The following is a 12,816-nucleotide window of genomic DNA, read 5'->3' on the forward strand; positions in this document are numbered from 1 at the left end:
CGGGCGGGACTACACCGTGAGCGGCAGCCGGTACACATTCTCCAAGACCTATCTTGCCACGCTGGGGAAAGGCACCCACGCCTTTATCTTCGATATGAGCGGCGGCGCCGATCCGACGTTCACCCTCACGGTGGAGGACACCAGGCCGGGGGGCGGCACCAGCTCCGGCCCAACGTCCGATTCCGGCAATGCCGGCAGCAATCCCAACACCGGCGTGGCGGATCGCGCCCTGTTGTGGCTGGCCTGGCTGATCGTGTCGGGCATCCTGATCTTCCTGCTGGTTCGCTGCGCCCCCCGCCGCAAACGGGCCGGGCATTGATCCGGCGGTATGGAAACACGGACCGAACCGAGAAAATGGCTGCGCGGCCGGGTATCCCGGCCGCTGGTGCATTGCATCGGTACGCTCAGGAAGGGCAGGGGCATCGAGGATGCTCTCATGTAAAATCTTCCTGAATGGCTGTAACAGAAAGATGGATTTAATCTTTGAGAAAAAAGATGTATAATATATTGATAGACGTTTAGGATTGGGAGGGCAGATTTAGATGAAGACGCTGTTGATATGGGGGGCAGGCGATCAGGGGACTGTTACGATGGACTGTGCTCTGGCAATGAATGTGTATAGCAGAATTGACTTCCTGGAGATCAAGGGAAAAGGGTGCCGGGAGATTCCCGGATATAGGATTTACCAGGAGGAAGAGATAGATCTTGACGATTTTCTGAACTCTTATGATGAGGTGATTGTTGCTACAGGTGATAACCAGATTAGAGAGGACAGAATCACATTGCTTATGGCGATGGGAATTTCCGTAGCAACAATTACCCACCCAACAGCGGTCATAAGCCCTACAGCCAAAATAGGCAGAGGATGTACTTTATTTGCAAATGCAGTCATACACACGAATGCGGCAGTGGGGATGGGCTGTATTATAAATACTGCTGCAATTATTGAGCATGACTGCATAATAGAAGATTTTGTAAATGTCTCGCCAAAGGCAGCTATGGCAGGACATACCAAAATAGGAAAGAGCACTTTTCTAGGAATTGGCTGTACCATTATTGATGATGTTGTAGTCGGTAAAGACGTAGTGATAGGTGCCGGCGCAGTTGTCATTCAAGATATTCCTGATTGTGTGGTCGCTGTAGGAGTTCCGGCTAAGGCTCAATGATATTGAAAAAGAATTCATATTCAGCCATATCTTCTGTCAATGTACTTAAAATATCTTCTTTTCCTTCTATTTGAATGCTTTTTTTCTGCTTTTCCTCATCCTTTGCAAGGATTGTGAACATCGCTTTCCGGGGCATGGTAAGTGTCGCATCGGCATCCTTTGCCTGTGCGTCTTTCTGGTAGAGCAGTACCCCCGAATTGACGGTTACGAGGTAGCAAGATGCATCTGTCAGGTTAAAATTGATCTTCAGATTCAAATCCTGCGCTTTATCCGTATCCAGAAGAATTCCCATCTGGTCAAACATCATTTCAGGCGTCATGGCCATCTGCAAATCTGCACTTGCTGTTGCTTTAAGGTCTGGATTGCTCGTTGTCCCCTCTCTCAGCTCTTTGGCGCCTGAAAGATAGGCATTGCGCCATGTTCCGGATTCGGCCTGATAGGCAAGCTGCTCCAGTGCATCTGCACATAAATACCGGGCCTCTTTATTTTCCGGATCTGCATATACGAGAACATTCGTAATCTCTGCTACCCACTGGTACTCCCCCTTTTCAAAGTCCTTCTTTGCCTTTTTCAGTACCTCCTCTGTACTCCCGATGTATTCTGCAAACTTTTTGGCACTGTCTGATGGTGACAGTGTGTTCAAGTGAACTGGATTGGCGTCATACCATCCCATGTATTTCTGGTATACTGCCTTGGAGTTGTGGGCCACGGTTCCGTAATACTGGCGGGTGTACCAGTTTTTTTCCAGCTCTTTGGGGAGCGCAATCATGTGGGCAATCTCATCTTCGGTATAGCCCTGGTTGATATACATAAGTGTCTGGTCGTTGATGAATTTGTACATGGACGCAGTGTCTGTCATATATTTTTGAATCGTATCGGATCCCCAGTGAGGCCAGTTATGGGACTGGAATACCACCTCCGCCTGGTCACCATATCTTGTCAACGCTTCCATAATGTATTCCGCCCATGCATTGCCGTCCCGTACCTGTGCGCCTCTCAAGGTATACAGGTTGTGTAGTGTTCCGGTACAGTTCTCTGCAAGCCAGAGCGCCTTTTTGGCAGGAAACCAGGTATTCATTTCTGCCGGGGCTTCCGTGCCGGGCGTCATCTGGAACTCCATCTCTACACCGTCTATGGTACGCATTTCCCCGGTTTCCACAATAAAATCATTGGGCGTAATATAGGAGATCGTCCCCTTAGACTGCCCCATACCAATCCCGATAGAAAGAGAACCTTGCCCGCCAGGCTCTAAGATAGTCCCATACTGATAGCCGGCCCTTCGGCCCATGGCATTGCCTGCATATATATTTTCGCTGACTGCATGTTCGTGGAAGCCTTCGGGGGCAATGATCGGAATAGCTGCTGCATCCTCTTCTGCGATAATCCCTTTGATTCCGCCGTAATGATCTACATGAGGATGACTCATGATTACTGCCCTTACCGGGAAGTCTCCCAGATTGTCTTTTACTAGCTCGAAAGCAGCACTGGCGCACTCGGTACTCATGAGTGGATCAAAGACAATCCACCCGGTATCCCCCTTTATGAATGTAATGTTGGTCATGTCATATCCCCGAACCTGATAGATCCCTTCCGTAACCTCAAAAAGACCATACAGATGATTATTCCGGGCATTTTGCCAAAGGCTTGGATTGGCAGTATCTGGGGCTTCCTCCTCCAGAAAAGCGTAGGCTTTCTGGCTCCATATGATTTTTCCGTCCTTATCTTTGACTTCAAGTGCTTCCGGTGCAGCTATCAGACCCTGTTCTGCAGCTTCCTGCTCGCCGGTATCGTCAAAATCTAGCAGGGCATATACGGCTTCATTTGCCGCCTTTGTCTCTTTCGTAGCTGATTTGGTCTCTTTATTAAGCTCAAGATTGTCTGACGTATCCGTTTCGCCTGAATCCTGGCACGAGGTTAAGATAGCTGCGGCAGATAAGAGCAGCATAGACGATATCAACTTTTTCTTTTTCATGGTAACTCCTCCCTTATAAACAGAATTGATAGTATAGTCAATACTATTTTACTGTATTCAGGCGGTACGGGGTATCATACGGTATGAGGTTTTACAATAAAATTTTCAGGAGAAAAGAAAGAAAAACGGCTCAAACCCTTCCGGTTATTCTTCGGCAGGCCCCCGCCTCAACAGCAGGGTGTGTATCACTTCCTCGATGAAAATGAAGAAAACAGCCCTTGATTTTTCATACGGTATTGTAGTGAATGTCTGGGAGGAATTGGTCAGGAAATATATCATCCCTTCATTTGGGATGATGGACGGGTTATATTCTTCCGCGATTAAAAGGGACTGCCCGCCTTTTTCATGGACGGTCTGTACAACATTGTCAAAAGAAAGATAGGTCCCGGTGGCAGAGAATATAATGAGCAGAGTCTTATCATCTGCAAGCGCCCGTGCGGATATATCATCTGCGACAGCGATTACAGTCTGCTTGATGATAAGCTGCAGCCGGAATTCGAAATACTGTGCACAGTAACGCGATGGCCCGTATCCTAACAAGATAATCTTTTCATATCCATTTATCAAATCTATGAATTTGTCAATCAAAGACAAATCAAATTCATCCATGAAGTTCCGTATGCGGTCAAATTCGCTGGAACTTTCTTTGCGGGGTATTTCCTTCCCGCACATAAAATCCATATATTGTTTATAGTTTTGAAATCCTAGTTTTTTTACGTATTTTGATATCTTTGATGCGGAACAGTCGCAGAGTGCGGCAGCCTGAGTGATGGTAAGCGCCCCATCCTGCTTTAATTTTGCTGTTATCTTTTCGTGAATCTGTTTCTCAAGGGCATTTAAATTGTTAATATCTATATCCAGCACTTTATAACCTCCTCGATGATAATCAACCTTACGATACATAGTATAAAGCAAAAGTGAATAAAAGTCAACTTTTGAATTGGAAAAGTTTCCATATTGAGAAGAATATAAAATAAAAATAAAAAATTTTCCATAAAATGATTGACACGGTAATACTTATGTAGTATCGTTAGAAACAACAAAACAAACAAAACATACTTAAAAAAACCGGTTAAAGTATGCTAATTGCACAATTGTGATGCCAGCGATTTTAGGAGGAAAAAAGAAAAAATGAACAAAGCAGATGTTATTGCGGGACTAAAAGCAATATTAGATGAGAGCCAGATTAACTTGGATGCAGATGACTTATATGAGGCATCTGCAGACAGATACAAGAAATACGCGAAGGCAAAGAAGGTACTGGATGTGCCGGTTCCGACAGCAATCGTTTATCCAGATTCACCTGAAGAGGTTAGCCAGATACTTCTTTTCTGTAATGAGAACCGTATCAATGTCATCCCGAGAAGCGGCCAGACGGCCACAGAGGGAGGGCTTGAGAACTGGAAAGATTCTGCAGTGGTATTGGATGCAAAAAGGCTGAATCAGATTATCAAAATAGATACCTATAACATGCAGGCAACTGTCCAGGCAGGTGTGCAGCTGCAGGTATTGGAAGATGAACTGCGGAAACTGGGGTATACGACAGGACACTCACCTCAGTCTAAACCGGTAGCCCAGTATGGCGGGCTGACGGCCACAAGAAGTATCGGACAGTTCTCAACACTGTACGGCGCAATGGAGGACATGCTGGTTGGTCTGGAATGTGTATTCCCCAATGGTCATATCTCCAGGATTAAGAATGTTCCAAGAAGGTCCGGCGGTCCGGACATCCGCCATATTGCCCTGGGTAATGAAGGTACACTGTGCTACATCACAGAAGTTACAGTTAAGATATTTAAGTTCTATCCTGATAATAACAGATTCTACGGATATCTGATTGATGATGTAGATACAGGAATCAAAGTCCTCCGTGAAGTTGTGGTTCATGGCTTCCGGCCGTCAGTGGCACGGACTTACTCTGAGGAGGATGCAAGACAGCATTTTTACCATTTCCATAAAGGGAAATGTGTGCTCATATTCATGGCAGAAGGTCCGGAAGGCATCGTAAAGGCAACCTGTGACGCGATTGAGGCAGCGGTTGATAAATACAAAGACGGTGTGATTGAGCAGGTGGACAGCGCGCTCATCGAAGACTGGTTCAACCATCTGAACTGGTCACAGCAGGACCTGGATGATGAGAGACAGGGAATGATTGATAATGACAGGCATGACGGATACACGACAGAGATATCTGCAGACTGGGAGAATATCACGAAGATTTATTATAATGTCATGGAACGGATCCGGAAGGAATATGACAGGGCAGATGACCTGACCATGCTTGGCGGACATTCGTCCCATAGTTATATCAATGGTACGAACATGTACTTTGTCTATAATTATAATATCAACTGTGAGCCGGAAGACGAGCTGAGAATCTATCATCATCCAATCCAGAGGATTATTGTAGAAGAGACGTTAAAAGCAGGGGGCTCTATGTGCCACCACCATGGAATCGGGAAGTACCGCAATGAGTGGACAAAAGCAGAGCACGGTACAGCATACTATATGCTTGAGACATTGAAAAAGGCATTTGACCCCAATGGAATCATGAATTTTGGAACGATTTTCCCAGAAGAGGAAGGGATAAAATATCAGAGGTAACCGGGAGGAAAATATGAATAAAGAGAGTATAAAACGGTATATCCAGCTGGCGCTCGTAGTGGCATCGGCGGGGGTCATCTATCCAATCGCATATTTAAAGAATAATTATCAGGAAACACTGCTGGAAGTATTCCATCTCAGCATCCAGGACCTGAACACAATCTTCCTTTTCCTTGGGATTATCTCTGTAGTGGCTTATTTCCCAAGCGGAATACTGTGTGATAAGTTCTCATCTAAGAAGCTTCTTGTGATATCGCTGGCAGGTACGGCTGCAGCCGGGTTCTGGTTTGCCACCGTGCCGGATTTCAAAGGAGTCGTAGTGATCTATGTGCTCTGGGGTGTGTTCTCAATTTTTACGTTCTGGGCAGCACATATGAAATTGATTAAATTATTAGCCAGACCGGAAGAACAGGGGCGGTTCTTTGGAATACTGGACGGTGGACGGGGGCTTATCGAGGCCGTGCTTGGCATTATCGCAGTTGCTATGTTCGCACACTTCATGGGTTCTGACCCAGGTGCGGCAGATAAGAGAAGTGCAATGGTTGCGCTTGTCTACCTTTACACGGCAGCAATCGTGATAGTGGCTGTCCTGGTGATTATATTCATGGATAATGACAAGGACCCTGAGGGCATGTTCAGAAAAGGCTCAGACGTGAAGAATGAGAAGTTCAAGCTGAGTGAAGTAAAAGAACTGATTAAGAATAAATCCATCTTCGTAATGTCAGGCATCGTATTCATGGCATATTCACTCACATGGACCTTGTATTATTTCAGCGGATTTTTACAGACGAACGTAGGGATAGATGCGGTCACGGTTGGTGTCGTTATGACAGTTGTACTATGGCTGCGCCCAGTGGGAGGTTTCATCGGTGGATTTATCGGGGATAAATTCGGCAGGCCTAAGGCAATATTCACAGCGCTGTTATGTGCAGCCATCGGGCTTATCATCGTATCACTTTTACCGGTCACATCTGGCAATACTTTATTCATCGGCATCATATTAGTGCTTTCCTTCTTTATCTATGCGGTGAGAGGTACCTATTGGTCGCTCATGGATGACTGTAAGGTGAATCCGGCGATAATTGGAACAGCCCTTGGCTTTACCGCTCTGCTTGGTTACCTGCCGGACATCGTGATTCCGCTGTTCAATACGTTTATGTTTGACCATTTTGGGCCAAACGGTGGATATAACGCTTACTTCATCGGAAGCGCTGTGTTAGGAATCATCGGAGTGGCATTGATTGGCATATTCATGAAGATGATTAAGACAGATAAGACAAAGGAGAAAATTGAGTAGATGAAAGAGAGTCTGAAGCTTGTCTGCCTGGTAAAGATGGTCCCGGATATGGAGCATTTTACCTATGACTATGAGAAGAACATCCTGGTCAGAGAGCATGCAAAGTCTGTCTTAAATCCTGCGGATGCCTGTGCTTTGGCAGCGGCTCTGAAGCTGAAAAAAAGTTGTGGTGCAGAAGTGGCTGTCATCAGTATGGGGCCGGGAAGTGTATCCAAGTATCTGGAGGACTTGATCCGGCGCGGGGCAGATGAAGCTGTGCTCATAACAGATTCCATGTACCGGGGGAGTGATACCTATGCGACTGCCCGGATACTGGCAAGAACGATAGAACGGTGTGGGTATGACATCATTTTTGCGGGTACGCATTCTATGGATGGGGACACGGCCCACATCCCATGCCAGACCGCAGAGCTTCTCGGTGTCAATGTGATGAGTAATGTCAGGAAGGTCAGGGAGGATAAGTTATCAGATACACATATTCAGGTTGAAGTGGCAGCGGATGGCCAGAACGTGGAATTAGAGATGAGATGGCCCGCCGTACTTGCAGTCAGCAGCGAAAGCAAATATAAGCTGCCGTTTGTCAGATATGAGGACCTTAATAAAGATGTATCAGACCATATCACGGTCATAACGAACAGCGAACTTGAATTCCGGGAGGATGAAGCCGGCCTCTCTGGTTCAAAGACGAAGGTCATAAAGACTTATCCTAAAAAATACGCTGCCAGGCAGAAAGTGATTGTTGGTAATGATGATGATGGTATCGAATATGTATACCAGTTTTTGAAAGAAAAAGGATATGTTTGATATGAGGAAGGCATTGATATATCTTGACAGTCAGGATAGAAAGCAGTCTGCGCAATTGCTGGAGGTCATAAGGAGAATATACGGCGATGGCGGGGCAAAGACATATGCGGCTGCATTTGGCGGAAATTTGGAAGCCATAAAGGGATTTTTTGATGAGGTTCATCAATTCCAGATGCCGGACGGCTGTGCATATGATATGCGTTTGAAAGCATCGTATATCAAGCAACTGCATGACAAAGAGTCGTTCTCATGCATTGTGATACCGGCCACGTTTGAAGGCAGGATGATGGCCCCGATACTGGCAGTGAAGCTCCAGACAGGGCTGGTGGCCGATGTGACGGAAGTGACGGGTGAAGATGGGAGTGTGCGGATGGTCCGTCCGGCGTTCGATGGGAAACTGATGGCGGTCATTGAAAACGAGGATTCTGATATTGTGATGATGAGTGCGAGGCTTTCAGCCTTCCAATATAAGCAGGCCAGAATCAGAGATACAAAAATAGTTTACCACACGCCTGATATCGAGGGGGAGCCGCCAATTAAGGTGATAGCAGAAGGCAGAAAGCAAAGCACGGAGGATATTCGTGATGCGGAAATCCTCGTATCAGGAGGCGGAGGTGTGATGGAACGGTTTCCTTCTCTGCACCAGCTGGCCGAACCGCTTCATGCAATGGTAGCTTCAAGCAGACGGCTGGTGGACAGCGGCATAACACCGAGAAGCATACAGGTGGGGCAGTCCGGCAAGACCGTAAGTCCAAGGCTTTATATAGCACTTGGTATATATGGTTCGCTTCAGCATATAGAAGGGCTTGACCATGTAGAAGATATTATCTCGGTAAATATCAATCGGAATGCGCCGATATGCAGCCTGTCTTCTATCGTAGTGGAGGGCGATGCCATAGAATTTATAGAAAAACTCTCAACAAAAATAAAAAAAGAAAAGGAGAAACAATTATGAATATCACAGATTTTAGAATGGATTATTTTTCACTGAAAGGAAAAAACGCAATCGTAACAGGAGGGAACACTGGATTGGGACAGGCATTCTCGCTGGCGCTTGCAAAAGCTGGGGCAAATATCTTCATGCCGAGCATTATGCCGGATGATCCGTCTTTTAACGGGCTGATTGAAGCAGAGGGAGGAAAGGCAGTATACATGGAAGCTGACCTTACCAAAGACGGGACAGCAAAACAGATTGTTGAGACTTGTGTGGAGAAGCTTGGAAGTGTGGATATATTAGTGAATTGTGCAGGCATCTGCCTGTGTGAAGAAGTGACAAAGTTCGGAAGAGAGCTCTGGGATAAGATGGTGAGCATCAACCTCACGGCGGCATTTGAGATGAGTCATGAATGTGCAAAGGTCATGATACCCCAGAACAGCGGAAAAATCATCAACATCTGTTCCCTGTTTGCATTCCTCGGCTGTCAGCTGTCCCCGGCATATGTTGCCACAAAGCATGGTATTGCGGGGCTTACAAAGGCATATGCTGATGAGCTTGGCCAGTACAATATTCAGGTGAACGGCATTGCCCCGGGGTATTTCAAGACGAAAGCAGCAGAGTATTCTGTGAATGACCCAGAGAGAAGTAAATGGATTGTAGACCACACGCCTGCAAACAGATGGGGTGAAGTGCATGACTTGATGGGTTCTACCGTGTTCCTTGCCAGCGAAGCGGCACAGTTTGTAACCGGACATGTACTTGCAGTTGACGGCGGGTTCTTAATCAGATAATCAGGAGAAATAGTATGGAGCAGAAATATATTGTTGGAATTGATGTGGGGTCTCAGAGTGCGAAGATACTCATATATGACCTGGAGGGCAATATAGTGGCCAGGGGTAAGAAGAAGCTGGCACCTATGCATCTTGCTAAGCCGGGCATCGTTGAACATCCGGATGATGACCTGTGGGATTCTCTGTGTGAGGCAAGCCGGATGGCGCTTGATGATTTTGATGGTGATGCAGAGGATATCATCGGCATTGGCGTTGGAGGTATCCGCTGCTGCCGTGTACTGCTCAAGAAGGACGGGACATTAGCGCAGCCGGTTATCAGCTGGATGGATGACAGGACTGCCATGCCCTATGAGCATACGAACCGTGAGACGGCATATGTGACCTCTTCCACCGGATATCTGTCCTGCAGGCTGACGGGAGAGTTTAAAGACTGTGTAGGCAATTTCTTCGGCCAATGGCCGGTGGACCTTGAGACATGGAACTGGAGTGAAGATGACGAGGTCATCCGGCAGTACCAGATTCCAAGGGAGATGCTGTTTGAGGCAGTGCTGCCGGGAGAAGTCCTGGGACACATAACGAAAGAGGCATCTCAGAGGACGGGCTTTCCGGAAGGGCTCCCGGTAGTAAGCACTACGAATGACAAGGCAGTAGAAGGGCTTGGTTCGGGACTTATAGATGACGAGACAGCGGTAATCTCTCTTGGAACATACATCACACTGATGATTCAGGGGAAAAAACTGCCGGAGAATCCCAAGGCTTTGTGGGCAATCTTATCCTCCGTACCAGGGATGTACCTATATGAAAGCTATGGCATACGCCGTGGGATGTGGACGGTAAGCTGGTTCCGCGACCTGTTCGGGGACGGGCTTGTGAACGAAGCGGCAAAGCAGGGGATGTCCCCGGAAGAATATCTGAATAAGAAAGCCGGGAATGTGCCGGCCGGCAGTGACGGCCTTATGACAATACTGGACTGGCTTGCCAATTCATGGGAGCCTCACAAACGAGGAATGATGATTGGTTTTGGAGCGCATATGGATGAAGCTTATATGTACAGGTCTATCTTAGAGGGGATTGCGTACACAATGAAGAATAACTGCGATGCGATGTGCAGGGAATTGGGAAAATCCCTAAAGGAAATCGTCATCTCCGGCGGCGGTTCTAACAGCGATGTATTTATGCAGATATTTGCAGACATCTTTCATCTGCCGGCGAGAAGAAATGTAATCAATGAATCTGCAAGCCTTGGTGCAGTCATCAACACAGCTGTGGCTCTAAACGTGTATGGAAGTTATGAAGAAGCGGTTGAAAAGATGGTAAAGGTACAGGATACCTTCTATCCAATCGTGGAGAATGCAAGGCTTTACCAGAAATTAAATGAACGTGCATACAGCAGGATGTCAGATTATACAGATGGGGTGTTAAGGGAAATCCACAGTATCTACCATGATTAATATGTTAAAGTTATATGCTCCTGCGGCATTGCTGCAGGAGCATATATGTATACGAAGGAGGGAAATGTAAACATGTCTAATGGGAATGATAAGACGGTACATATATCGTTGAGGAAACGGGTTTTCTTTCCACCGTGGATTCTACTGATCGTGCTGGTAGGTATCAGCCTTTTGAGTGAAAAAAGTTTTTTGAGCGGGATGCAGGCGGCAACAGGATTTATCCTGGATAATTTTGCATGGGCGTTCAATCTTACGACACTTGGATGTCTGGCAGTGGTTATCATTGTGTTTGTATCACCGCTTGGCAAAGTAAGGATTGGCGGGAGCAAGGCAAGGCCAATCATGAAGTTCCGCAATCTTGCGTGGATTACGCTGTGTACGACAGTGGCGTCAGGAGTTCTGTTCTGGGCTTGTGCGGAACCGCTGTACCATATGTATACCCCCGCAGCTGCAGAAGGGGTGGAGGCAGGCAGTCCCGGTGCGGCAGTGTTTGCTATGAAAACGATGTTTTTAGAATGGACATGGTCCCCCTATGCCATATATACAGTTGCGACATTGTTATTTGCTTTTGTATTTTATAATATGAGGAAATCTTATTCGATTGGTTCGGCGTTTGTCCCTGTATTTGGGGATAAGGCGAAGCGGTATAATGGTATCATTGATGTCATCTGTCTTTTTGCCCTTGTGCTTGGTATGGCAGCTTCCCTCGGGACTGGTACGCTGACCATGGGGGGCGGCATAGAAAATGTATTCGGCATTAAAAGCGGCCCGGTTTCGTGGGGATTCATCATACTGGCCATTGTGGCGACATTTATCATCTCCAGTGTGTCGGGGGTCATGAAAGGAATAAAGTTATTATCTTCTTTGAACGGGCAGGTTTATATCTTTTTGCTGCTGTTCGTATTGATATTTGGGCCGACAGCATTTATGATGAACTTCTCGGTGGAATCCCTTGGGGCATATGTTCAGGACTTTTTCAGGATGAGCCTTATGACAGGTGATATCCATGGAGACCCGTGGGCAAGGAGCTGGCCGATATTCTACTGGTGTGTGTGGATGGCGTGGGCTCCGATATCAGGCGTATTCCTTGGAAAGATATTGAAAGGATATACGATAAGAGATGCAATCGTATGTAATTTTGTGATTCCTTCTGTGTTCAGCATGGTTTGGATGGGGTTATTCTCAACCGCATCCATCTATTTTGAGAATCATGGTGTTGGCTTATATGACAGCCTGCTTAAGAATGGTACAGAGTCTGTTGTCTATAAAGTGTTTGAACAGCTGCCGCTGGCAGCAGTCGTTATACCGTTCTATCTGTTTATTGTATTCATTTCTTTTGTGACCGCGGCGGATTCTAATACGAATGCGATGTCAGGCCTTTGCGTGAAGGGACTTACTGTTGACAATCAGGAATCTCCGTCATGGCTGAAGATATGCTGGGGGCTTACTTTGGGAGTGCTTACTTGGGTATTGATTAGCTTTGCAGGTATTGATGGGATAAAAGCGGCATCGAACCTGGGTGGTTTCCCGATTATGTTTATCATAATTATTTTTATTGTGGGGCTGCTGAAGGTCTGCAGGAACCCGAAAAAATATGATATGTTTCAGGAGGATTATGACAGCGAAGGCCGTCCTATAGAATCTGTGAGGCTTCCGATAGAAACAGAAGAATAGGGGTAAATGGACGGAAAACCAGAATAAGGCTATTTGATGTATTTGGATATAGTGATATAATTGATTCCAGGGAAATGGTCAATCAGCCGAAATCTTATGAAAAACGGCTGCATGATTATG

Annotated in this window: 11 protein-coding genes; 9 read left to right on the top strand and 2 right to left on the bottom strand. The window is 46.4% G+C overall.

The features are described from left to right. A partial coding sequence (locus HMPREF0980_RS19130; RefSeq protein WP_304437660.1) for a X2-like carbohydrate binding domain-containing protein occupies positions 1 to 319 on the top strand: 319 nt, incomplete at its 5' end. Between the two features lie 223 nt (positions 320 to 542). After that, the gene (locus tag HMPREF0980_RS10190; RefSeq protein ID WP_049728947.1) at positions 543 to 1,166 is read left to right on the top strand and encodes an acetyltransferase; all 624 of its coding nucleotides are present in this window, start codon (positions 543 to 545) and stop codon (positions 1,164 to 1,166) included. On the opposite strand, the gene HMPREF0980_RS10195 is transcribed toward HMPREF0980_RS10190, so the two are convergent. Together HMPREF0980_RS10195 and HMPREF0980_RS10200 are read right to left on the bottom strand one after the other, a co-directional pair. Then, entirely contained in the window at positions 1,153 to 3,138 is a 1,986-nt protein-coding gene (locus HMPREF0980_RS10195) for an alkyl/aryl-sulfatase (RefSeq protein ID WP_049728948.1), read from the bottom strand. The genes HMPREF0980_RS10190 and HMPREF0980_RS10195 overlap by 14 nt on opposite strands. 144 nt (positions 3,139 to 3,282) lie before the next feature. Continuing rightward, positions 3,283 to 4,002, bottom strand: coding sequence for a MurR/RpiR family transcriptional regulator (locus tag HMPREF0980_RS10200; protein WP_049728949.1), 720 nt, complete (start codon positions 4,000 to 4,002; stop codon positions 3,283 to 3,285). A 267-nt stretch (positions 4,003 to 4,269) separates the two neighbouring features. On the opposite strand from HMPREF0980_RS10200, the gene HMPREF0980_RS10205 reads away from it, so the two are divergent. The 7 genes from HMPREF0980_RS10205 (at position 4,270) to HMPREF0980_RS10235 (ending at position 12,696) form a co-directional block, all read left to right on the top strand. Then, the gene (locus HMPREF0980_RS10205) at positions 4,270 to 5,742 is read left to right on the top strand and encodes an FAD-binding oxidoreductase (protein WP_049728950.1); all 1,473 of its coding nucleotides are present in this window, start codon (positions 4,270 to 4,272) and stop codon (positions 5,740 to 5,742) included. A gap of 13 nt (positions 5,743 to 5,755) precedes the next feature. Then, a complete protein-coding gene (locus HMPREF0980_RS10210) occupies positions 5,756 to 7,039 on the top strand; it encodes an MFS transporter (protein WP_049728951.1) in 1,284 nt (427 codons plus the stop codon). Beyond that, positions 7,040 to 7,843 carry an electron transfer flavoprotein subunit beta/FixA family protein gene (locus tag HMPREF0980_RS10215; protein ID WP_049728952.1) on the top strand — a complete coding sequence of 268 codons (804 nt, stop codon included), beginning with the start codon at positions 7,040 to 7,042 and terminating at the stop codon, positions 7,841 to 7,843. It abuts the gene before it with no gap. Position 7,844: 1 nt separating this feature from the next. Then, on the top strand, positions 7,845 to 8,798 hold the full coding sequence (locus HMPREF0980_RS10220) for an electron transfer flavoprotein subunit alpha/FixB family protein (protein ID WP_049728953.1): 954 nt from the start codon (positions 7,845 to 7,847) through the stop codon (positions 8,796 to 8,798). Then, the gene (locus HMPREF0980_RS10225) at positions 8,795 to 9,571 is read left to right on the top strand and encodes an SDR family oxidoreductase (protein ID WP_049728954.1); all 777 of its coding nucleotides are present in this window, start codon (positions 8,795 to 8,797) and stop codon (positions 9,569 to 9,571) included. Before HMPREF0980_RS10220 ends, HMPREF0980_RS10225 begins: the two co-directional genes overlap by 4 nt. Before the next feature lie 14 nt (positions 9,572 to 9,585). Then, a complete protein-coding gene (locus tag HMPREF0980_RS10230; RefSeq protein ID WP_049728955.1) occupies positions 9,586 to 11,022 on the top strand; it encodes an FGGY-family carbohydrate kinase in 1,437 nt (478 codons plus the stop codon). Positions 11,023 to 11,094: 72 nt separating this feature from the next. Then, on the top strand, positions 11,095 to 12,696 hold the full coding sequence (locus HMPREF0980_RS10235) for a BCCT family transporter (RefSeq protein ID WP_049729187.1): 1,602 nt from the start codon (positions 11,095 to 11,097) through the stop codon (positions 12,694 to 12,696). Positions 12,697 to 12,816: the final 120 nt, after the last annotated feature.

It is taken from the genome of Dorea sp. D27, from assembly GCF_001185345.1.
Taxonomy (GTDB): domain Bacteria; phylum Bacillota; class Clostridia; order Lachnospirales; family Lachnospiraceae; genus Extibacter.